The sequence below is a fragment of the Gemmobacter lutimaris genome (assembly GCF_003570715.1).
GTDB classification, from domain to species: domain Bacteria; phylum Pseudomonadota; class Alphaproteobacteria; order Rhodobacterales; family Rhodobacteraceae; genus Gemmobacter; species Gemmobacter lutimaris.
Genome location: NZ_QXXQ01000012.1, coordinates 50,379 through 70,352 on the forward strand (window position 1 = coordinate 50,379; position 19,974 = coordinate 70,352).

The 19,974-nt window shown below is 65.5% G+C and carries 22 protein-coding genes; 7 read left to right on the forward strand and 15 right to left on the reverse strand.

All coding sequences use genetic code 11. From position 1 onward, the window contains the following. Nucleotides 1-42: 42 nt before the first annotated feature. Nucleotides 43-1,452, forward strand: coding sequence for an amidase (locus D2N39_RS17300; RefSeq protein ID WP_119136025.1), 1,410 nt, complete (start codon nucleotides 43-45; stop codon nucleotides 1,450-1,452). Here D2N39_RS17300 and D2N39_RS22965 read toward each other — a convergent pair. Together D2N39_RS22965 and D2N39_RS17305 are read right to left on the reverse strand one after the other, a co-directional pair. Further along, complete coding sequence (locus D2N39_RS22965) at nucleotides 1,434-1,601, reverse strand: hypothetical protein (protein WP_158589863.1); 168 nt, start codon at nucleotides 1,599-1,601, stop codon at nucleotides 1,434-1,436. The genes D2N39_RS17300 and D2N39_RS22965 overlap by 19 nt on opposite strands. A gap of 250 nt (nucleotides 1,602-1,851) precedes the next feature. Beyond that, on the reverse strand, nucleotides 1,852-2,889 hold the full coding sequence (locus D2N39_RS17305; RefSeq protein ID WP_119136026.1) for a cytochrome-c peroxidase: 1,038 nt from the start codon (nucleotides 2,887-2,889) through the stop codon (nucleotides 1,852-1,854). A gap of 180 nt (nucleotides 2,890-3,069) precedes the next feature. On the opposite strand from D2N39_RS17305, the gene D2N39_RS17310 reads away from it, so the two are divergent. Continuing rightward, nucleotides 3,070-4,320 carry a 3-deoxy-D-manno-octulosonic acid transferase gene (locus D2N39_RS17310; protein ID WP_119136027.1) on the forward strand — a complete coding sequence of 417 codons (1,251 nt, stop codon included), beginning with the start codon at nucleotides 3,070-3,072 and terminating at the stop codon, nucleotides 4,318-4,320. Here the strand turns inward: D2N39_RS17310 and thpR are convergent. Genes thpR through D2N39_RS17325 form a run of 3 tightly spaced genes read right to left on the reverse strand, consistent with a single transcriptional unit; the run spans nucleotide 4,284 to nucleotide 6,541 of the window. Next, nucleotides 4,284-4,832 carry an RNA 2',3'-cyclic phosphodiesterase gene (gene thpR, locus D2N39_RS17315; RefSeq protein WP_119136028.1) on the reverse strand — a complete coding sequence of 183 codons (549 nt, stop codon included), beginning with the start codon at nucleotides 4,830-4,832 and terminating at the stop codon, nucleotides 4,284-4,286. The genes D2N39_RS17310 and thpR overlap by 37 nt on opposite strands. A gap of 39 nt (nucleotides 4,833-4,871) precedes the next feature. Further along, the gene (locus D2N39_RS17320) at nucleotides 4,872-6,005 is read right to left on the reverse strand and encodes an acetoin utilization protein AcuC (RefSeq protein WP_119136029.1); all 1,134 of its coding nucleotides are present in this window, start codon (nucleotides 6,003-6,005) and stop codon (nucleotides 4,872-4,874) included. Further along, a complete protein-coding gene (locus D2N39_RS17325; protein WP_199725290.1) occupies nucleotides 6,002-6,541 on the reverse strand; it encodes a glutathione peroxidase in 540 nt (179 codons plus the stop codon). Before D2N39_RS17325 ends, D2N39_RS17320 begins: the two co-directional genes overlap by 4 nt. 211 nt (nucleotides 6,542-6,752) lie before the next feature. On the opposite strand from D2N39_RS17325, the gene D2N39_RS17330 reads away from it, so the two are divergent. From D2N39_RS17330 to D2N39_RS17340, 3 genes are all read left to right on the forward strand, one after another. Further along, the gene (locus D2N39_RS17330; RefSeq protein ID WP_233557242.1) at nucleotides 6,753-7,259 is read left to right on the forward strand and encodes an NUDIX hydrolase; all 507 of its coding nucleotides are present in this window, start codon (nucleotides 6,753-6,755) and stop codon (nucleotides 7,257-7,259) included. A gap of 80 nt (nucleotides 7,260-7,339) precedes the next feature. Further along, a complete protein-coding gene (locus tag D2N39_RS17335; protein ID WP_119136030.1) occupies nucleotides 7,340-7,765 on the forward strand; it encodes a DUF1178 family protein in 426 nt (141 codons plus the stop codon). Continuing rightward, nucleotides 7,765-8,421, forward strand: coding sequence for an SDR family NAD(P)-dependent oxidoreductase (locus D2N39_RS17340; protein ID WP_119136031.1), 657 nt, complete (start codon nucleotides 7,765-7,767; stop codon nucleotides 8,419-8,421). Before D2N39_RS17335 ends, D2N39_RS17340 begins: the two co-directional genes overlap by 1 nt. Before the next feature lie 3 nt (nucleotides 8,422-8,424). On the opposite strand, the gene D2N39_RS17345 is transcribed toward D2N39_RS17340, so the two are convergent. Then, nucleotides 8,425-9,105: an FG-GAP repeat domain-containing protein gene (locus D2N39_RS17345; RefSeq protein ID WP_119136032.1), complete on the reverse strand. Its 681-nt coding sequence runs from the start codon at nucleotides 9,103-9,105 to the stop codon at nucleotides 8,425-8,427. A gap of 23 nt (nucleotides 9,106-9,128) precedes the next feature. Next, nucleotides 9,129-9,452 (reverse strand): 2Fe-2S iron-sulfur cluster-binding protein, encoded by a 324-nt coding sequence (locus D2N39_RS17350; protein ID WP_119136033.1) that lies wholly within the window; start codon nucleotides 9,450-9,452, stop codon nucleotides 9,129-9,131. A 158-nt stretch (nucleotides 9,453-9,610) separates the two neighbouring features. Here D2N39_RS17350 and D2N39_RS17355 point away from each other — a divergent pair, with 158 nt between their 5' ends. Then, on the forward strand, nucleotides 9,611-10,162 hold the full coding sequence (locus D2N39_RS17355) for a peptidoglycan-binding domain-containing protein (RefSeq protein ID WP_119136034.1): 552 nt from the start codon (nucleotides 9,611-9,613) through the stop codon (nucleotides 10,160-10,162). Continuing rightward, nucleotides 10,159-10,800: an HD domain-containing protein gene (locus D2N39_RS17360; RefSeq protein ID WP_119136035.1), complete on the forward strand. Its 642-nt coding sequence runs from the start codon at nucleotides 10,159-10,161 to the stop codon at nucleotides 10,798-10,800. The genes D2N39_RS17355 and D2N39_RS17360 overlap by 4 nt, the downstream gene beginning before the upstream one ends. Here D2N39_RS17360 and D2N39_RS17365 read toward each other — a convergent pair. The 8 genes from D2N39_RS17365 to D2N39_RS17400 all read right to left on the reverse strand — a co-directional run bounded on the left by D2N39_RS17365 (nucleotide 10,797) and on the right by D2N39_RS17400 (nucleotide 19,858). Then, nucleotides 10,797-11,189 carry an acyl-CoA thioesterase gene (locus D2N39_RS17365; RefSeq protein ID WP_119136036.1) on the reverse strand — a complete coding sequence of 131 codons (393 nt, stop codon included), beginning with the start codon at nucleotides 11,187-11,189 and terminating at the stop codon, nucleotides 10,797-10,799. The genes D2N39_RS17360 and D2N39_RS17365 overlap by 4 nt on opposite strands. 127 nt (nucleotides 11,190-11,316) lie before the next feature. Beyond that, the gene (locus tag D2N39_RS17370; RefSeq protein ID WP_199725292.1) at nucleotides 11,317-12,765 is read right to left on the reverse strand and encodes a DegQ family serine endoprotease; all 1,449 of its coding nucleotides are present in this window, start codon (nucleotides 12,763-12,765) and stop codon (nucleotides 11,317-11,319) included. A 162-nt stretch (nucleotides 12,766-12,927) separates the two neighbouring features. After that, nucleotides 12,928-13,137, reverse strand: a complete 210-nt coding sequence (locus tag D2N39_RS17375; RefSeq protein WP_119136038.1) for a DUF2065 domain-containing protein — start codon at nucleotides 13,135-13,137, stop codon at nucleotides 12,928-12,930. A gap of 5 nt (nucleotides 13,138-13,142) precedes the next feature. Next, the gene (gene hflC, locus D2N39_RS17380; protein WP_119136039.1) at nucleotides 13,143-14,021 is read right to left on the reverse strand and encodes a protease modulator HflC; all 879 of its coding nucleotides are present in this window, start codon (nucleotides 14,019-14,021) and stop codon (nucleotides 13,143-13,145) included. Nucleotide 14,022: 1 nt separating this feature from the next. After that, complete coding sequence (gene hflK, locus D2N39_RS17385; protein ID WP_119136040.1) at nucleotides 14,023-15,189, reverse strand: FtsH protease activity modulator HflK; 1,167 nt, start codon at nucleotides 15,187-15,189, stop codon at nucleotides 14,023-14,025. Nucleotides 15,190-15,291: 102 nt separating this feature from the next. Further along, on the reverse strand, nucleotides 15,292-16,650 hold the full coding sequence (gene gor / locus D2N39_RS17390) for a glutathione-disulfide reductase (RefSeq protein WP_119136041.1): 1,359 nt from the start codon (nucleotides 16,648-16,650) through the stop codon (nucleotides 15,292-15,294). 1 nt (nucleotide 16,651) lies between these two features. Next, nucleotides 16,652-17,440: a ribose-5-phosphate isomerase RpiA gene (gene rpiA, locus D2N39_RS17395; RefSeq protein WP_119136042.1), complete on the reverse strand. Its 789-nt coding sequence runs from the start codon at nucleotides 17,438-17,440 to the stop codon at nucleotides 16,652-16,654. Nucleotides 17,441-17,530: 90 nt separating this feature from the next. Beyond that, on the reverse strand, nucleotides 17,531-19,858 hold the full coding sequence (locus D2N39_RS17400; protein ID WP_119136043.1) for a calcium-binding protein: 2,328 nt from the start codon (nucleotides 19,856-19,858) through the stop codon (nucleotides 17,531-17,533). Nucleotides 19,859-19,974 lie beyond the last annotated feature (116 nt).

Here is a 19,974-nt window from a genome sequence, read left to right on the forward strand (position 1 = left end):
CACCCCCCGAGGATATTTTCAGACAGAAAATGGGAGACGGCCTTGGCGCTGAGCGATCTTTCGGCCTCGGATCTGTCGCGGTTGATCGCGGCGCGCGAGGTGAAGCCGTCCGAGGTGATGGCGGCGCATCTCGACCGCATGGCGGCGGTGAACGGGACGTTGAATGCCGTGGTGTCAGTGCGCGATCCCGAGGTGCTGATGGCCGAGGCGCGGGCAGCGGACGAGATGGCACCGCGCGGCTGGCTGCACGGGCTGCCGGTGGCGGTGAAGGATCTGGTGGCGGTGAAGGGGCTGCGCAGCACCTATGGCTCGCCGCTGTTTGCGGATTTCGTGCCGGCGGCAGACGATCTGGTGGCGGCGCGGATGCGGTCGGCCGGGGCGATCTTCACCGGCAAGACCAATACGCCGGAATGGGGACATGGCAGCCACTCCTTCAACCCGGTGTTCGGCGTCACGCGCAATCCCTATGACCTATCGCGCACCGCGGGCGGGTCGTCGGGCGGGGCGGCGGCGGCGCTGGCGGCGCGGCTGGTGCCGGTTGCGGATGGCAGCGACATGATGGGCTCGCTGCGCAACCCGGCCGCCTTCTGCAATGTCTATGGCTTCCGCCCGACCTGGGGTCTAGTCCCCGCCGATGCGGTGGGCGACAGTTTCATCGCCACTATGGCGACCGAGGGGCCGATGGGCCGCACGATCGAGGATGTGGCGCGTCTGCTGGGCGTGCTGGCGGGTGAGAACCCGGAGGTGCCCTTTGGCCGCGCGGCCGAGCCTTACGCCGAGCGGCTGGAGATCGACCTCAGCGGCATGCGCATCGGCTGGCTGGGCGACTGGGGCGGCGCCTATGGTTGCGAGCCGGGAATTCTGGACCTGTGTCAGGCCGGGTTGCGGGTGCTGGCTGATCTGGGCGCGGTGATCGAGCCGATCGCCCCGCCCTTCCCGGCCGAAAAGCTGTGGCAGGCTTGGCTCACGCTGCGGGCCTTCATGAATGCGGGCGCCAAGGGGGTGATGCGCGACGATCCGGCAAAATGGGATCTGCTGAAGCCCGAGACGCAATGGGAGATCGAGCAAGGCCTGCGCGTCACCGCCGCCGAGGTGCATGAGGCGAGCGTGATCCGCTCGCGCTGGTATGCCCGGGCGGCAAAGCTGTTCCGGCAGTATGATGCGCTGGTGATGCCGACGGCGCAGGTCTGGCCCTTCCCGGCCGAATGGCGCTGGCCGCAGGAAATCGCGGGGCGGAAGATGGACACCTATCACCGCTGGATGGAGGTGGTGGTGCCGGTCAGCCTGATCGGCCTTCCTTCGCTGGCCGTTCCTTGCGGCTTCGGGCCGCAGGGCCTGCCGATGGGGATGCAGATTTTCGGCCCGACCGGGGCGGATGCGAAGGTGCTGGCCATCGGGCAGCAATATCACCGCGCGACTGATTGGCCGGGGCGTCAGCCGCCCATGCTGTGAACGCCCGTGCTTTGAGCCTCGGGCAGAGCCTCGGGCGGGCTGTCGCCTGCGGGGGTCGGGATCAGCAGCGCCGGGTGACGCAGGTCTTGCTCGCCGCTGTCGAAGCGCAGGCGACAAAGCCCCGCCTCCTCGCCCGCTATGACGGCCAAGGCTTGCCGGTCAAGGACGGTGACCGCCCCAGCCAGGCTCGCACCCGGCCAGCGGGCCGGAGGGTTCGGCCTGAACGGCAGCGGCCGGGCAAAGCAGACGGGCGGTCAACAGGCGCATGGCACTCCGCAGTCAATCAGGTCGCCGCATCCTGCCAAAAGCCGGCGCCTGGGAACAGGGACAAAAGCCCCCGCCCGTTTGGGGGCGAGGGCAGTCGGGTGTCGTGGGCAACACCCGGAACGCAATCAGGGATCAGCGGATTTCCTGCGTCGGACGCGGGGTTGCCCCGGTTTCCGGCGGCAATACGGGCACGGTGATCTGCGGCAGCGTGCCGGTCAGGCTGTCAAGGAAGGCAACAAGCTGCGCGGTTTCTTCAGGCTTCAGCGCCTCGCCAAGCTGGCTTTCGGCCATGATTTCCACCGCGACATCCAGATCCCAGACCTTGCCGGAATGGAAATAGGGGGCGGTCAGCGCAATGTTGCGCAGGGGCGCTGCGCGGAAAACATATTCGTCATCCGCCGTCTCGGTCACTGCAAAGCGACCCTTGTCGCCAACGGGCAGCACATCAGCGCCGGGCTTTTCGACCAGACCGAAGGGGTAATAGCCATGGCCACCCACGTTCACGCCCGAATGGCAGGAAGAACAGCCCTTGTCGATGAACAGCTGCAATCCGGCCAGCGCATCGGCGGACATGGCATTGTCATCGCCGTTCAGCCACGCGTCGAAGGGCGCAGGGGTGATCAGCGTGGCCTCGAACGCCTCGATCGCCTTGGCCATGTTGTCAAATGTCACCGGATCGGCCTCGCCCGGGAAGGCGGCGCCGAAAGCAGTCACATAAGCGGGCATGGATTTCAGCGTGACCACGACATTCTCGGGCGTGTTCGCCATTTCGACCCCGGCCTGCACCGGCCCCTTGGCCTGTGCCTTCAGGTCGTCGGCGCGGCCATCCCAGAACTGTGCCTCGTTCAGCACGGCATTAAGCGCGGTCGGCGCATTGCGCGGCCCCTTCTGCCAGCCATGGCCGACCGAGGTCTCCATATTGTCGTCACCACCCGTCGCGAGATTGTGGCACGAATAGCAGGAGAATACCCCCGAGGCGGAAAGCCGCGGGTCGAAGAACAGCGATTTGCCGAGGTCAATCTTGTCCGGTGTCACCGGGTTGTCCTTCACCGCCGGAACGGTGGAAGGCAGCGGCTTGAACACTTCCAGCGCGGCATCGCGCAGGGCGTCGGCCTGCGCAGCCCCCGTCGTGAGGGCCGTGGCCAGAAGCAGGATGGTCAGCTTGCGCATCCCTGTCTCTCCTCGAGTCTTTGCAGCGCGTCCGGGGACAGACTGCCCCGACTCGTTCCCTGAAACCTTGAGTTAGATCAATTCTAAATCTAATATCTGAGATAGAGCCTTCCTCCGCCATGCTTGCCAGCCGCGCGAGTCCCGCCTAAGCACGGGTCCAGAGTTTCAAAGGATGCCCGAATGCGGCTTTATCGCCTGATCCTGCGGCTTGCATTTCCGGTTCTGCTGGGCGTGGCACTCTGGCAGCGGCTGACAGGGCGCAGCGGTGCCGGGGCACTGGCCGAGCGGCTGGGGCATGGCGGGCAGCCGGTCGATCTGTGGCTGCATGGCGCCTCGAACGGCGAATTGGCCTCGGTGCGCTGGCTGGTGGAACGGATCGTCGCGGCACGGCCCGGAATGCGGCTGGTGGTAACCTGCAACACCGGAACAGCTCGGACCATGGTGGCAGGCTGGGCCCTGCCGGGGCTGGAGGCGCGGCTGGCGCCTTTCGACACGCCGGGCGCAGTCGCCCGTTTCATCGCGGGTTGGCAGCCCCGCGCGCTGATCCTGCTTGAAAATGAACTCTGGCCCGAGCGGATCGGACGCATATCAGAACGCGGCCCGGTGATATTGCTGGGTGCGCGGATGTCCGAACGCTCGGCCACGCGTTGGGCACGGCTGGCGCCGGATCTGGTGCGCGCGATTCTGGGCAGGGTCACGCTGGCCTCGGCGCAGGATGCCGCGTCCGAGGCGCGGCTGGTCGCGCTGGGCCTGCCCGAAGGCAGCCTTGGCCCACAACTGATGCTGAAGGCGCGCGCCGCCGGGATCATGCCGGTCACCCTGCCCTTCGCGCCGCCGCATCCGCGTCCGCAGATATTGCTGGCCGCCTCGACCCATGAGGGGGAGGATGCGGTGGTTCTGGATGCCTTCGCCGCCGCCCGCGGGAATTTCGATCTGCTGATCCTTGCCCCCCGCCACCCGCGCCGCGCCGCGGCCATTGCGGCGCTGATCGCTGCGCGCGGGTTACCTTTTGCCACGCGGTCGGCGGGCGAGGTTCCGGGGCCGGAAACCGCTGTCTATCTTGCGGATACGCTGGGCGAGATGCCGTTCTGGTATGCCATGGCCGGGGCTACGGTGATCGGCGGCAGCTTCGTGCCCAAAGGCGGGCATACACCGTTTGAACCCGCCGCCCATGGCTCGGCAATCCTGCACGGCCCGTCGGTTCATAACTTCACAGAGGTCTTTGCCGCGCTGGACACAGGCAGAGGGGCGCAGGCGGCGCAGGCCGAAACCCTCGGCCCGGCACTGGCCGGATGCGATGCGGCGCAACAGGAACGTCTGGCCACCTGCGCAACCGAACTTCTGGGCGGCGCCGATGCCGCCGAAGCACTGCTGGCCGCCCTGCTGGCACAGCTTCAACCGGCCAGCGGATATTCTGCCAGCACATCATAACGCGCGCCCTTGCGCCCAAGGTATGAGGCGTAAAGCCCGATTGCCTCCACCTGCCAAGGTCCGGCGCGAAAACCATCGGCGGCCACCGCCGCCGCCTCAAGCCGGGCGCGTTGGTCAGGTTCCAGCGACCCGGCGCGACCCAGCGTGACATGCGGGGCAAAGCCCTGCGCCGCCACCGGGATGCCCGCCTGCACTGCCACCCGCGCAACACGGGATTGCAAATGCCGTAGCGCGGGATTTTCCGCGACACCGGCCCAGATCACCCGCGGCCTGGCCCCGCCGAACAGCCCTGCCCCTTGCAGCAGCAACGGAAACGGCGACGCGCGCAGCGCCGTCAGCCCGTCATGCAGCGCCTCCAGCAGCGGCTCGGGCTGCTCCCCCAGAAAGGCCAGCGTCAGATGCAGGTCTTCGGGCTCTTGCCGCCGGGGCAAGGGTAACAGGGCCTGAAGCAGCATCAGGTCACGACGGATACCTTCGGGAAGACCGATGGCGATGAAAGCGCGGATCGACATGGTGCCATGCTGCCCGCGCGGACGCCTGGTCGCAAGCCTTCAGCGCCGCGCCAGAACTGCCAGCCGGTCGCGGATTTCGGGCCGCACCGCCCCCCCGCGCGGCGGGTCCAGCAGAGTGGTAAGGATCGGCTCAGGTGGCAGCGGACGCGAACCGCCGTTCCATCCCAACCCGCGCAGCACCGCCTCGGCCTCGGGCGGCAGGCGGTCCGGCATCTCCTGCCCCGACAGCAGCCCCCAGATCGCGGCCCAGGCCCGCCCCACCGTCCAGGGATTGTAGCCACCGCCACCCGTGACAATCAGCCGGGGCGCCAGAGGGCGCAGCGCCGCCACCGCCGCCAGATAGGCGCGATTCGACAGTGCGAGCCGCGCCAGCGGGTCTTCGGTCAGCCCGTCCACCCCGCATTGCAGCACGATGGCATCGGGCCGGTGCGCCGCTACACGCGGCAGAACCAGACGGTCCATTACCAGCGCCAGTTCGTCATCGTGAAAGCCGCGCGGCACCGGAAGGTTGAAGGCATTGCCGCCCGCATCCTCCTCCAGCCGCCCGGTGAAGGGCCAGCGGTTTTCCTCATGCACCGAGATCAGCAAGACCTCGGGCTGCCCGGCAAAGGCCGCCTCAACCCCATCGCCATGATGGGCATCAAGATCGACATAGGCCACACGCTCCAGCCCTGCCCGACGCAGCGCCGCCACCCCCAAAGCCACATCGTTCAGATAGCAGAAGCCCGCCGCCCGCCCCGCCAGCCCGTGATGTGTGCCCGCGCCTGGCGCGTGGATGACACCCGAAGGCGCCGCGGCCAGCACCTCCGCCGCCCAAAGCATCGCCCCCGCCCCGGTGGCGGGGCGGCGAAACATTTCCGGGAAGCAGGGGTTCGTCAGGGTGCCCAGCCCGAAGCGCGCGCGCCAGTCATCCGGGATCGCCTGTCCCGCACGGGTCAGGGCCTCCGCTCTGGCCAGTGCCTCAAGGTAATCAGCGTCATGCAACAGCCGCAGCGCTGCCGGTTTGGCGCGTGGGCTTGTGCGATACTGCCCGGCCGGAAGCCAGCCAAGCGCACGGCACAGATCCATGACCACAGGCACACGCGGCACACGCAGCGGATGCAGCCCGCCATAAGACGACCCACGATAGATTTCGGACCCAAGGAACAGCGGCCCGACTGGCGCCCCTGTCACGGCAGCACAGCCTCCACCGCCCCTGTGATGGCCGAGGACATCGGCGTGACCGGCGCGCCCCAGGTGCCGCGCGGCAGCCCGTCGGGGCCAAGCAGCACCTTGTTGAAATTCCAGCCGGGGGTGAAACCGTGCTCATCAGCCATCCAGCGATAGAACGGATGCGCGCCCTTGCCCTTGACATGGGTAATGCGGGTCATCGGCAGCGTCAGATCGAAGGTGAGGGTGCAGAATTCCTTCACTGCGGCATCGTCCTTCAACTCCTGCGCAAAGTCGTCTGACGGCACGGCCAGCACCACCAGCCCGCGCGGGCCATAACGATCCTGCAACTCTTGCAGCGCATCATATTGCGGGGTGAACCCACAGAGGGAGGCCGTGTTGACCACCAGAACCGGGCGCCCGCGCCAATCAGCAGTATCCAGCGTTCCGCCCTCAATGGCATCAAAGCGGAAACCGGGCGCACCGGCCGCCCGAAGGGGCACGGCAAGACTGGCGAAAACCATCGCACTGATGAATGAACGACGATAGATCGGCCCCATCTTCCTGTCCTCCCGCGATCCGCCGCTTGCGGCTCTTTCAACGTGCTTGCGCCTCACCTGTTCCTGCCAAATCAACATTTTTCGACAGAGGTTGCGCATTTGCTCTGGAAAACCTAGATTTCCTGATCACACTGACAACCCAAGATACAGAGAATCCCGCAACAAATCATACCCGAACTTGTGTAGCGGGCCGCGACAGGCAGGCAAAGACGTGACGATTGACCCCAAGTCCTCGCTTCAGATTTCCGACCCATCCGCAACCAGGACGCAATATGCCGCGCTGTGCTGGCGTGCCGGGCGCGAAGGGATCGAGGTCTTGCTGATCACCAGCCGCGATACCGGGCGCTGGGTCATCCCGAAGGGCTGGCCGATCGACGGGCTCAGCCCCGAAGCCTCTGCCGCACGCGAGGCTTGGGAGGAGGCAGGTGTTCAGGGACAGCCTGATGCACATTGTCTCGGCCTCTATTCCTACGACAAGGGGCTGGGACGTGGCGAGGGGCCAAAACGCGAGACGGTGCCCTGTGTCGTGGCGGTCTATCCGTTGCAGGTTTCGGCACTGGCCAGCAGCTTCCCCGAGGAAAAGCAGCGCCGCCGCAAGTGGTTTCCCCCGCGCAAAGCCGCCCGCAAGGTGGCAGAGCCGGAGTTGCAGGCCCTGTTGGCCGATCTTGACCGCCAGTCGCTTGCGCAGGGCAAAAGCAAACCCGCCCGCCGGGCCTGAAGCCGGAGCCTCCGGTCCGGCACGCTTGATTTCACTGCCCGGTCGCGCCATGTGTGATTCAGACCCGACAGGAAAAGGCCATGATCCGCTACTCGCTGCACTGTGCCGAAGAACATGATTTCGAAAGCTGGTTCGCCTCGGCCGCCGCTTTCGATGATCTGAAAGCGCGCGGGCTGGTGACTTGCGCGATCTGCGGCGGCGGCAAAGTGGAAAAGGCGCTGATGACGCCCGCCGTCGCCACTCCGGCTGCGTCCCCTGCACGTCCCGATCTGAAGGCGCCCGGCTCGGAGGTCGAAACCGCACTGGCCGCATTGCGGCGCGAGGTGGAGGCCAATTCCGAATATGTCGGCGTGAATTTCGTCTCGGAAGCGCGGCGCATGCATGCGGGTGAAAGCCCCGAACGCGCCATCCATGGCGAGGCCCGCCCCGATGAGGCACGCAAGCTGATTGAAGAAGGCGTGCCCGTCGCGCCCCTGCCCTTCCTGCCCGCACGGAAAACCAACTGATGTCCCATCTTCTGATCACCGGCGCCGGGCGCGGCATTGGCCGGGCGCTGGCCACCACGGCGCTGGCGCGCGGCTGGGAGGTCACAGGCACCACCCGCGGTGCCCCACCCGAAAGCCCCGCAATCCGGTGGGAGCGGCTGGAGGTCACCGATCCCGCGTCGCAGGCTGCACTCGCCGCGCGGCTTGGCCCGCTGGATGCGGTGATCTGCAATGCGGGTGTGCTGCTGGATCGCGGGCAACGGCTGGAAGATGGCTATGCGCCGGAGCTTTGGGCCGAAAGCTTTGCCACCAACGTCACAGGCGTTTTTCTGACGGTGCAGGCGCTGCTGCCGCAATTGCGGGCAGCACGAGGGCGCATCGTCATCCTGTCATCGCAGATGGGATCGACCACCCGCGCGCCCGGCGGCAGCTATGCCTATCGCGCGTCCAAGGCGGCGGTGCTGAACCTCGGACGCAATCTGGCAACCGATCTGGCCCCCGACGGCATCGCCGTCTCGATCCTGCATCCGGGCTGGGTGCAGACCGATATGGGCGGCGCGGCGGCCGAGATCTCGCCCGATGCGGCTGCCAGAGGCATTCTGGACCGGCTGGACGCGCTGACGGTGCAGACGACCGGCCGGTTTGAAACCTGGGACGGCCGATCCCATCCGTTCTGAAGCCTAGTCGCGGCAGGCCAGCGCCGCGCGGAGCCGTGTGGGGCTGGCCTTGCCCAGATCGCGTGGCCGCCCCGCGAAGCCTGCATCCCGACCCAGTGCGACAAGCCGCCCTTGCACATCGGGCAGCACCAGTTCATCCCCCTGCCCGCAATCGCGCGTGCCACTGAGGATAACTTCATCCCCGATATTGTGATTGCTGAAGCCGGCGCGGCGGGCGCGTTCGACCAGCGCCCCACCCTCCAGCCGCACAAAGACAAGTTCGCGGCGCAGATGCGGGCGGTCGACATAAGCGATTTCCACCCGGCCATCGCCGTCAAAATCACCGATCCCGGCGGGCGCGAGCCAGCGGTGGGTCTGCCCGATCGGCTCGGTGGCGGCGATGCGCCCTTCGGGGCCATAGACCGCAAGCGAGGCACCGCGCCGGATGTCGGTTTCCACCACCACGACCTCGGGCAGGCCATCGCCAGTCACATCGGCCAGACGCGGCCGCACATCCTCGAACACATGGGTCTCGGGCAGACGGAACAGCCGCGTTTCGGCTGTGCAGCCCGCGCAGGGGGCAAGCCTTATCCTCAGCGTGCCATGATCAGGCAGCCCGCCAAGGATGCGGTGATCATAACGATCCACCGGCTGTGCATAGTCCGCCGCAAGGATGCGCGGTGCAGCTTCTGCCGGCACCGCCATCAACAGAAGGGCCGCAAGCGCCCTCAGATCTGTTTTTCCGGCAGATTGACGACCAGACCGTCCAGCGCGTCGGAAACTTTCAGCTGGCAGGTCAGGCGCGAGCGCACGGGGTCGGGCTGCCACGCGAAATCCAGCATGTCCTCTTCCATCGCATCCTTCTTGGGCAGGCGGTCCACCCATTCCGGCGCGACATAGACGTGGCAGGTGGAACAAGCGCAGGCACCGCCGCAATCGGCCTCGATCCCCGGCACGCCATTGTCACGCGCACCTTCCATCACCGTCAGGCCGGTTGCGACCTCGATGACATGCTGGGTTCCGTTATGCTCCACATAGGTGATCTTCGCCATTTCGCCGGGCCTTTATTCACGAGGTTGCGGCAAAGACATAGGCGAATTCGGCGCGGGCTTCCAGCCCGGCGGCGACAGGTCGCGCCCCCCTTCCGCCGCGCAGGCTTTGCCGCTACTCTGCCCCCGGCCCCGAGGCAGAACGAGCGACCAGAGACCCGATGATCCGATCCCGCGCCCTCCCGGTCGCCTGCCTTCTTGTGATGATCGCGCTGGCGGGTTGCCAGCCCGGCACGCAGGCGCCATCTACCGCCAATCTGGCCGCCGACGTGATCCGCCCACCCTCGCCCTTCGATCCGCTGCCCAAGGGCGGCCCCGGCGAATGCTGGGCCGCCGATGTCACCCCCGCCGTGTTCGAGACCGTGACCGAACAGGTGCTGGTGACCGAGGCGCAGCGCGATGAGGCGGGCAATGTCATCGTGCCCCCCGTCTACAGCAGCGAAGCGCATCAGCGCGTCGTGAAGGAACGCGAGGCGGTGCATTTCCGCACCCCCTGCCCCGATCAGATGACCGTGGCTTTCGTGGCAACGCTGCAACGGGCGCTGAAGGCGCGCGGCTATTACATGGCGCCGGTCAGCGGCACGATGGATGCCGAAACCGCCGAGGCGATCCGCCGCTTTCAGGAGCCGCTGGGCCTCGACAGCCCCACGCTGTCCCTCCGCGCAGCACGGGCGCTGGGAATTGTGACCACCAATCTGGACGACCTGGAATGACCCTGACCGAACGACAGGCGACCTACGAGGCAGAAGTGGCTCGCCGCTGGCAAGACCAAAGCGACGGCGCGCATGATCTGGGCCATTTGCGCCGCGTCTGGCGCAATTGCCAGACGATCGCACTGGTCGAAGGTGGCGCCGATACCGAAGTGCTGCTGGCCGCCGCCTTCTTTCACGATCTGGTCAACCTGCCGAAGAACCATCCGGACCGGGCGCAGGCTTCGCGGCTGTCGGGCCGCACAGCCGCGGAATGGCTGGAAACGCAGGGCTTTCCGGCCGAGAAACTGCCAGCCGTCGAACATGCCATCGCCGCCCACAGTTTTTCCGCCGGCATTCCGCCCGAAACGACAGAGGCGCGCATCCTGCAAGACGCCGACCGGCTGGAGGCGCTGGGGGCACTGGGAGTTGCCCGGATGTTCTATGTCGCCGGGGCGATGGGTGGGGCGCTTTTCGATGCCGACGACCCGCTGGCCAGCCGACGCCCGCTGGACGACCGTGCCTTCGCGCTTGACCATATCGAGGTGAAGCTGCTGCCGCTGGTCGAGACCATGCAGACGACCGAGGGCCGCCGCATGGCCGAAGAAGGCGCCGAATGGCTGATGTCCTTCCGGTCCCGCCTGCTGCGCGAGATCGGTTAATCCTGCGGGATTGGCCGGGATCGGCCGGTTTCGTCGATGGCGACGAAGGTGAAGGTGGCGTCGGTCACCTTGATGTTTTCAGTGTCATAGCGGTGGCGGCGCCAGGCTTCGACATGGATGCGCATGGAACTGCGGCCGGTGCTTTCCAGATCGGCATAGATCGAGACCACATCCCCCACCTTCACCGGCTTGAGGAAGGTCATCCCGTCCACCGCGATGGTGACCGACCGCCCCCGCGCGATGCGGGCGGCAAGGTTGCCCGCCGCAAGGTCCATCTGCGCCATCAGCCAGCCGCCGAAGATGTCACCCGCAGGGTTGGTATCGGCGGGCATCGCAATGGTGCGGATCACCGGCTCGTGGTCGGGCGGCGTTGGAAGGGTGTCTGGCATGGCGGTGGCTCCTGTTTGCAGCGCAAGAATGCCGCGATGCGGCGCAGGGGGGAAGCCCCGTCAGCCCCGGACAGACAAAAAGGGCGGCAGGTTTCCCCGCCGCCCTGTTGTCTTGCCAAATGGCAGCTTATTCGACCGACAGCGCCACGAAGCGCGGGTCGCCGTCGCGACGGATCAGCAGCAGGATCGACTTGCGGCCCGCATCCTTGGCTTCCGAAATCCGGTCTTGCAGATCCTGAATCCGGCTGACTTTCTGCTGGCCCGCCTCGGTGATCAGATCCCCCTCGCGCAGACCTTTGGTAAAGGCTTCCGAGGTGCCATCGACCTTGGTGACCACAAGGCCCTCGGTGCCTTCCGGCAGGTTCATCTCGGCCGACAGCTCTTCGGTCACCGGGGACAGGGTAAGGCCCAGAAGCTCCTGCTTTGCCGGGGCGGTGCCTTCCTTCTTGGCAGCCGCGCTTTCAACCTTTTCGGCCTCTTCGCGGCGGCCCAGCGTCACGCTGAGCGTTTCGGACTTGCCTTCGCGCAACACCATGACCTTGACGGCCTCGCCCACAGGCGCATCGGCCACGCGGCGGGTCAGGTCGCGCACGTCCTTGATTTCATTGCCCGCGAAGCTGAAGATCACGTCGCCCGCCAGAATGCCGCCGTCCTTGGCAGGGCCATCCGGCACATCGGTCACCAGCGCCCCTTTGGAGCCTTTGGCAAGGCCCATCGCCTCGGCCACATCCGGCGTCACGTCCTGAATGCGCACGCCCAGCCAGCCGCGGCGGGTTTCCCCGAATTCACGCAGCTGATCGACGACCTTGTTGACCACATTCGAGGCCATGGAAAAGCCGATGCCGATAGAGCCGCCATTGGGCGACAGGATCGCGGTATTCACCCCGATCACCTGCCCGTCCATGTTGAAAAGCGGCCCGCCCGAGTTGCCCTTGTTGATGGCCGCATCGGTTTGCAGATAATCGTCATAGGTGCCCGCCAGCGCCCGGTTGCGGGCCGAGACGATCCCGGCCGAAACCGAGAAGCCCTGTCCCAGCGGGTTGCCCATGGCCACCACCCAGTCGCCCACGCGCATCAGATCGCTGTCACCGAAGTTGACGAAGGGCAGCGGCTTGTCGCTTTCCACCTTCAGCAGCGCGATGTCGGTCTTGGGGTCGGTGCCCACCAGTTTCGCGGGCAGACGGTCGCCCGAGAAGAACTCGATCTCGATCTGATCCGCGCCCTCGATGACGTGATTGTTGGTGACGATATAGCCGTCCTCGGAAATCACGAAGCCCGAGCCAAGCGCCTCGGACCGTCGCGGCTCGCCGTTCGGGCTTTGGAACTGGTCGAAGAAATCCTTGAAGGGCGAACCGTCGGGCAATTGCGGCATGTTTTCGGTCGAGGTTTCGACCACGGCCGAGGTGGTGATATTTACCACCGAGGGGCTGATCTGCTGCGCCAGATCGGCAAAGCTTTCAGGGGCGCCGCGCGCCTCGGCACGGGCCACCGGGCCCATGGCCACGGCGAGGCCCAGCAGCATCGCACCCGCCAGCCGGATCACCCCGGCACGCGGCGGGGCCGATGCGGTTTCCATGGAAATGGCTCTGGATTGCACCGCTCTCTCCTTTCGGTTGCAAGTTCCGTCCCGGACGCGGTCCGGCTATGGCGCTATAGACAACAGTAAGCCGGTTCCGGCGCAATGCAAACCAAGTCGCGCCGCGTCAACTGGGTGTGAGATACTGTTTCAACCGCCTGTTCAGCCGCCCACCGGCCCGAAGCCCAGGCTGCGCGCCAGCCACAACAGGCCGACGCCCGCCGCAAGGGCCGCGAGGCCGATCAGACGGCGTTGCGAAACTTCCATCGCCGCAATCAGCGCCAGAAGCTGCGGAATGCGCGAAGGGGCCAGTGCAAGCACCAGCCCCTCCACCACGCAGGCCGCGCCGATCAGCCAGAGGATCAGCGCCATGCCCGTTACTGCTGCTGCGGGCCCTGCGCGTCGCGCAGGTAATCGAAGAACTCGCTGTCCGGCGACATCACGATCGAGGAATTGCCGGATTTCAGCGCGCGTTCATAGGCGGTCAGCGACCGGGTGAAGGCGAAGAATTCCGGGTCTTTGCCGAAGGCGTCGGCATAGATCGCGTTCCGCTTGGCATCGGCCTCGCCGCGGATCACCTCGGCCTGACGTTTGGCGTCCGAGGTCACCTCGACCACACTCCGGTCCGCGGCGGCACGCACACGGCTGGCGGCCTCGTTACCACGCGCGATCTCGTCTGCCGCCTCGCGCTGCCGTTCGGCCCGCATCCGGGCGAAGGTCGCGGCAAGGTTCTGGTCGGGCAGATCGGTGCGGGTCAGCCGCAGGTCGATCACCTCGACCCCAAGGCTGGCCGCTTCACGCCCGGCAATGTCGCGGATGCGGTTCATCAGCGCGGTCCGGTCATCCGAAGTCACAGCGTTCAGCGGCACCGAACCCAGAATCTCGCGGATCGCTGCGGAAACCACCGAGCCAAGCCGCGCTTGCGCCGCATCGACACCACCGGCGCCCACCGCCTCGCGGAAGTCGATCAGATTGTCGATCCGCCAGCGGGCGAAGGCATCGACGATCAGACGGCGGTTGTCGCTGAGCGTCACTTCAAGCGGCTGGGTTTGCAGGCCCAGAATCCGGTCTTCATAGCTGACGACGTCCTGAATGAACGGCAGCTTGAAGCCCAGACCCGGCTCGGTCACCTCTTGCTTGACCTGACCGAATTGCAGAACCAGCACCTGATCGCGTTCATCCACGATGAAGATGGACGACAGGCCGGTAACGATGGCCACGAAGGCGGCGCCAAGCAGGAAGGGGGCTTTCGACATGTCAGTTGCTCCCCTGTTGCTTGGGTTGATCCGCCGGGCGGACCAGTTCGTTCAGCGGCAGATAGGGCACGACGCCCGAACCACCCTGATCGGCCTCGTCCAGAATGACCTTGTTCATGCCACCCAGAACATTTTCCATGGTTTCCAGATACATCCGCTTGCGCGTCACATCCGGCGCCTTGACATATTCCTGATAGACGGCGTTGAAGCGGCTGGCCTCACCCTCGGCAGCATTGGTCACCTGGGCGCGGTAGGCTTCGGCATCCTGGGTGATGCGCGCGGCTTCCCCCCGTGCGCCCGCAGTCACACGGTTGGCATAGGCATCGGCTTCCTTCTCCAGCCGGTCACGCTCTTGCTGCGCGGCCTGCACCTCGCGGAAGGCGTCGCGCACCTCGTCCGGCGGATCGGCGCGGTTGAAGTTTATCCGCACCACATTGATACCCGCCTGATAGCTGTTGAGCGTGTTCTGCACAGCCTCGCGCAGTTCGGCGGCAATCGGGCCGCGCCCGGTGTTCAGGACCGGGATCAGCTCCGACCGCGCGATGATGTCGCGCATGGCCGAGGCCGAAACCGCGCGGATCGTATCGGCCGGGTCGGCAAGGTTGAAAAGGTAATCGGCCGGGTTAGACACGTTCCAGACGACCTGAAAATCGATGTCCACGATATTCTGGTCGCGGGTCAGCATCAGCCCGCCATCCATCTCGCCATTGCGGCCGGCGCCGATATCGGTCGTGCGTTCGCCGGTCACCTGCACCACCTCGGCGGTGACAAAAGGCCAGGGCGCAAAGTTCAGGCCGGGGTTGCCCACTGCGCTGAACTTGCCAAGGAACAGCTCGACCGAGCGTTCTTCGGGCTTGACCGTATAGAAAGAGGCATAGGACCACAGCCCCGCCAGCACCAGCGCGGCCAGCGCGATGCCGGGTTTCGACAGGATCGGCCCGACGGGCGAGCCGCCGTTGCCGCCGCCACCGCCCGGCCCGCCGGGACGGCCACGCCCGCCCATCAGGACGCGAAGCTGTTCCTGCCCCTTCTTCACGATCTCGTCGATCTCGGGGATCTGGGGTCCATCGTTTCCGGGCCTGCGCGGCCCGCCACGCCCGTTGTCGCGGCTGTCGCGGTCATCACCGCCCCCGCCACCGCCACCGCCCCACGGTCCTCCATTCGACATCGACTTTTCCCTAACTGTTTTCGTTTCCAGCTAACTGGTCATTCCGGCGCGGAAATCAACCCTTGATCCCCCGGTATGAGAGCTTTGGCCGCAGCCCTGCCCCTATCCGCGGCGCACCGGGTTGCGCATTGTCACCAATTCCTCGGCCATGGTCGGATGGACCGCGACCGTTCGGTCGAAATCTTCCTTCGTCGCCCCCATCTTTACGGCCACCGCCGCAAGCTGGATCATCTCTCCCGCGCCGGGGCCGACGATATGGCAGCCCAGCACTTTGCGGCTGGACTGGCTGACCACCAGCTTCATCATCACACGGTCCTGACGGCCGGCAAACAGCGTCTGCATCGGCCGGAAGCTGGCGACGTAAACCTCCACCGGCTCCTGTTCACGGGCGGCTTCCTCGCTGAGGCCGACGGTGCCAAGTTCCGGCTGGGTAAACACGGCCGAGGCGACCAGTTCGTGATCGGCCTTGCGCGGCTTGCCGCCAAACACCGTATCGGCGAAGGCATGGCCCTCGCGGATCGCCACAGGGGTCAGGTTGATGCGGTCGGTCACATCACCCACCGCATAGATCGAAGGCACGGCGGTCTGGCTCCATTCATCCACCTTGACCTCGCCATTGCGGCCGAGTTCTACGCCCAGCGGTTCCAGCCCCAGACCGGCGGTATTGGGTTTGCGGCCGGTGGCGTAAAGCACCAGATCGAATTCGCGTTCGGTTCCATCGGTCGCCACGACGCGGATGCCGGTATGCGTTTTCTCCATCCGCAGCACATCGGTGCCGCAATGGATGGTCACGCCTGCTGCCTGCATGGCCGTCGCCACATGGCCGCGCGCCTCGTCATCGAAGCCGCGCAGAATCTGCGCGCCGCGATAATACTGGCAGACATCGACACCTAGACCGTTCAGGATACAGGCGAATTCGGAGGCGATGAAGCCACCGCCCACCACCAGCGCCCGCTTGGGCAGCATGTCCAGCCGGAACATCTCGTTCGAAGTGACGGCAAGTTCTGCACCCGGCACATCGGGCATGAAGGGCCGCCCGCCCGTGGCGATCAGGATGTGTTTCGCGGTGAAGCGACGGCCATCGGCCAGTTCCACCGTATGCGGATCGGCGACTGTGGCGCGCTGATCGAAGATTTCCACGCCCGCGCCGGTCAGGCCGCCGCGATAGGCCGCCTCCAGCCGGTTCAGCTCTGCCTCAAGCTGCACTCGGAAATGGCCCCAGTTGAAGGCGCCCGCCTCGACCTTCCAGCCATAGGCACGGGCATCCTCGATCAGGCCCGGATATTCACTGGCATAGACCATCAGCTTCTTGGGCACGCAGCCGCGAATGACGCAGGTGCCACCCATGCGGTATTCCTCGGCCAGCGCGACCTTGGCGCCGCCTTCGGAAGCCGCGATCCGCGCCGCGCGCACCCCGCCCGAGCCGCCGCCGATGACGAAAAGGTCGTAGTCGAAAGCCATGTCAGTCATCCGAATCCGAGAAGATGTTATCGCTGGGCACGAGGTCGATGTGATCCTCCTCGACCTCGCCCGAATTGATGTCGCGCACCGTCACCCGGCCATCACCATGGCCGACGACCACGATGTCACAGATGTCGATGAACAGCCCGTTTTCCACCACGCCCGGAATCTGGTTCAGCACGAGCGACAGTTGGCGCGGATTGCCGATGCGTTTCAGATGCAGATCGACGATGTAATTCGCCTCGTCCGTCACCAGCGGCGCATCGCCGTTCATGCGCAGCGTGCAGTCGCGGTTCAGCACGTCGAGGCTGACCAGCGTTTCCTCGATCAGCGCCTTGGTGGTCTGCCAACCGAAGGGGATCACCTCGACCGGCAGCGGGAAGGCGCCAAGCTGCGCCACCTCTTTCGCGGCATCGGCGATGACGATCATCTGGTCGCTGGCCGTCGCGACGATCTTTTCCTGCAACAGCGCCGCACCGCCGCCCTTGATGAGGTTCAGCTGGCTGTCGATTTCATCGGCCCCGTCGATGGTAAGATCAAGCCATTTCGCATCGTCGAGCGAGACCACCGGTACGCCAAGGCTGCGGGCCAGTTCGGCGGTGCGGCTGGAGGTTGGCACACCTTTGACCTTCAGCCCCTCCTCGCGGATGCGCTCGGCCAGGCAACGCACCATCCATGCGGCGGTCGAGCCGGTGCCAAGGCCCAGCTTCATGCCCGATTCCACATATTCCACCGCGCGTTTGGCGGCGACGAACTTGGCCTTGTCGATGGGCGAAAGATCGGCGGGCATGGCAACTCCTCGGCTTTTGCTGCGCAGCCTTATAGGATGTTACCGCCCATAGTGCGAGAGCCCATCGCCGCTGCCCGGATCATGGCCCGGTCACAGGAAATCGAAGTTATGCGGCTTCAGCTGCTCGAAGCTGACGCCCAGGATGGTCAGGCTGTGCCCGCCAACCTCGATTGTCAGGTTGCCACGGCGTTCGGTGACAGCCGCGCCCAGATCCTCCAGATTGCGGAAGCGGGCGATGCTGTCGCCCCCTGCCACGTCAATCACATCTTCTTTCAGATTGAAGTTGCGGATCGTGTCGCTGCCCCTGGAAAAGACGAAGACATCCGCACCACCGCCCCCGTTCAGAACGTCCTCGCCATCGCCACCGTTCAGCGTATCGGCCCCCGTGCCGCCAAACAGGTTGTCGTTTCCGCCGCCCCCGAGGATCAGGTCATCGCCGCCATCGCCGAACAAAGTGTCGCGGCCCGAACCGGTCGACCGGCCGGTGGTTTCGAACTCGGCATCGCCGTCGATCTTGTCGTCGCCAGCACCGCCCTCGATCTTGTCATTCCCCGCGCCGCCCAGCAGCGTGTCATTGCCGCCTGCGCCGTCGATCAGGTCTTTTTTGTTGAAACCGTAAAGCCGGTTGTCCTTGCCGTCGCCGACCATGCGATCCGCGAAATCGGTGCCATAGACATTCTCGATCGCCTTCAGCGTATTGGCACCAAGACCCTTGGCATTCATCGTCCCGGCGGCCAGATCCAGCTTCAGTCCGCCGGTTGCCTCAGAGGTATTGAGATAATCCTTGCCGCTGCCGCCATCATAGCTGTCGGCCCCGTCGCCCGCGATGATACGGTCACCGCCGCCGCCCGCCTTCACCACATCGGCGCCGTCGCCCCCGATCAGGCTGTCGTCGCCTGCGCCGCCGATCAGGGTGTCTGCCCCGTCCCCGCCTTCCAGCGTGTCATCGCCCTTGGAGCCGTCGAGGCTGTCATTGCCGTCGCCACCGTCCAGCGTATCCTCGCCCTTGCCGCCCAGCAGCGTGTCATCGCCCGCCTGCCCGCGCAGGCGGTCATTGTCGGCCGCGCCGTCCAGCCGGTCATTGCCGTTGCCGCCTTCCATCAGGTCATCTCCGGCATTGCCGGACATGTCGTCATCGTCTTCGTCGCCCCACAGCTTGTCGCCGCCAGCGCCACCCTCCATCGTATCGGCGCCATCACCGCCATAGATCGCGTCCAGCCCGCCGCCGCCGTAGATCGCGTCGGCACCGGCAAGACCCATCAGCATGTTGCGGCCATCATCCCCGGCAATCGTATCGTCGTTATGCGAGCCTTCGACATTCTCGATCCCGCTGAGGCTGTCGGTATTGCCCCATTCATCGGTGGCGCTGCCATCGTCCAGATCGACATTCACACCTGTCGCCGGGCGGAAATTCAGACCCAGCGCGCGCCCGGCATTCGGCAACACATCCATGTTGTAAACGACGGTATCGACCCCGCCGCCGCCTTCGATCGTGTCATCTCCGGCACGACCATTGAACGTGTTTGCACCGCCATCGCCCCGCAGGACATCCGCCGTGATCGAACCATAAAGCCCTTCGATCCCGATGAGGATCACGGTTTCTCCGCCACTTGTGCTACCGTCGTCAAAGACCCTCAGATTCACTTCGGCCTTGCGGGCGGAAAGATCGGCGACCACGCCGTTATAGTTGGTGGCAAAACTGGCGATGTCCTCGCCCTTGCCGCCGTTGATCCGGTCCTTGCCGGCCCCGGTGCCGCCGCCAGTATCGAAGAACTCGGTCACATCGGTGCGGTCGGTGCCGGTCAGGCGGTCAGCATAGATCGAGCCGACAACCGCCTCAAACCCCACAAAGCTGTGCGAAAACCTCCCGACACCCGAGGCGGTGCCCGAACCATAAACCTTCCCGGTCGTGCTGCTGTAATGTTCGACCGTCACCGTGCCGCCATCGAAGGTCGCCAGCCCCTGACCGAGGTCAACGGTCACGCCTTTCGGAAAGGATGTGGTGACCCGGCGCGCCATGTAATAGACTACCCCCGTGCCGGACCCGATAGACCACGAGCTGTAATCCAGCAGGTCATAACCCGACCCGCCATCATAGCTGTCATCGCCGCCGCTGGCCTGAATGGCGTCATTGCCAGAGCCTGCATTGATGATGTCTGTGCCCGCGGGAATGATTTTCTCGGTATAGGGGCCTGTGTAATTCTCGGCTGTAAAATTGAATTCCTCGGATTCGCCAATGATGCTGCGCGTGATCACATCGTCGCCGGCACCGCCAAATATGGTATCGTTGTCGCTGCTGTTTTCCAGCGTGTCGTTACCCGCCAGCCCTTCGATCCGGTTTGCCGTTTCCCGACGGATGTAATCGGGATCGCTATCACGAAGATTGTCGTTGCCGGAAGTTCCCCTGATCAACACCATTGCATGCCCCCGCAAGCTGTCTGGTCAAATGACTTTGGCCCGACCAAAAATGCGATCCGGGCATCAACGCCCGCAGCGTAGCGTGATTCGGAGCGGCAGTGGGACGGAAAATTCCG

What these genes read in the sequence shown, in the direction of transcription:
- D2N39_RS17355 (WP_119136034.1), top strand. Translation starts at nt 9,611, where the DNA reads ATGATCCGATCCCGCGCCCTCCCGGTCGCCTGCCTTCTTGTGATGATC.
- D2N39_RS17370 (WP_199725292.1), bottom strand. Translation starts at nt 12,765, where the DNA reads ATGGAAACCGCATCGGCCCCGCCGCGTGCCGGGGTGATCCGGCTGGCG.
- D2N39_RS17375 (WP_119136038.1), bottom strand. Translation starts at nt 13,137, where the DNA reads ATGGCGCTGATCCTCTGGCTGATCGGCGCGGCCTGCGTGGTGGAGGGG.
- gor (WP_119136041.1), bottom strand. Translation starts at nt 16,650, where the DNA reads ATGGCTTTCGACTACGACCTTTTCGTCATCGGCGGCGGCTCGGGCGGG.
- D2N39_RS17365 (WP_119136036.1), bottom strand. Translation starts at nt 11,189, where the DNA reads ATGCCAGACACCCTTCCAACGCCGCCCGACCACGAGCCGGTGATCCGC.
- thpR (WP_119136028.1), bottom strand. Translation starts at nt 4,832, where the DNA reads ATGTCGATCCGCGCTTTCATCGCCATCGGTCTTCCCGAAGGTATCCGT.
- D2N39_RS17335 (WP_119136030.1), top strand. Translation starts at nt 7,340, where the DNA reads ATGATCCGCTACTCGCTGCACTGTGCCGAAGAACATGATTTCGAAAGC.
- rpiA (WP_119136042.1), bottom strand. Translation starts at nt 17,440, where the DNA reads ATGCCCGCCGATCTTTCGCCCATCGACAAGGCCAAGTTCGTCGCCGCC.
- D2N39_RS17310 (WP_119136027.1), top strand. Translation starts at nt 3,070, where the DNA reads ATGCGGCTTTATCGCCTGATCCTGCGGCTTGCATTTCCGGTTCTGCTG.
- D2N39_RS17350 (WP_119136033.1), bottom strand. Translation starts at nt 9,452, where the DNA reads ATGGCGAAGATCACCTATGTGGAGCATAACGGAACCCAGCATGTCATC.
- D2N39_RS17345 (WP_119136032.1), bottom strand. Translation starts at nt 9,105, where the DNA reads ATGGCGGTGCCGGCAGAAGCTGCACCGCGCATCCTTGCGGCGGACTAT.
- D2N39_RS17325 (WP_199725290.1), bottom strand. Translation starts at nt 6,541, where the DNA reads ATGGGGCCGATCTATCGTCGTTCATTCATCAGTGCGATGGTTTTCGCC.
- D2N39_RS17340 (WP_119136031.1), top strand. Translation starts at nt 7,765, where the DNA reads ATGTCCCATCTTCTGATCACCGGCGCCGGGCGCGGCATTGGCCGGGCG.
- D2N39_RS17305 (WP_119136026.1), bottom strand. Translation starts at nt 2,889, where the DNA reads ATGCGCAAGCTGACCATCCTGCTTCTGGCCACGGCCCTCACGACGGGG.
- hflK (WP_119136040.1), bottom strand. Translation starts at nt 15,189, where the DNA reads ATGTCGAATGGAGGACCGTGGGGCGGTGGCGGTGGCGGGGGCGGTGAT.
- D2N39_RS17400 (WP_119136043.1), bottom strand. Translation starts at nt 19,858, where the DNA reads ATGGTGTTGATCAGGGGAACTTCCGGCAACGACAATCTTCGTGATAGC.
- hflC (WP_119136039.1), bottom strand. Translation starts at nt 14,021, where the DNA reads ATGTCGAAAGCCCCCTTCCTGCTTGGCGCCGCCTTCGTGGCCATCGTT.
- D2N39_RS17360 (WP_119136035.1), top strand. Translation starts at nt 10,159, where the DNA reads ATGACCCTGACCGAACGACAGGCGACCTACGAGGCAGAAGTGGCTCGC.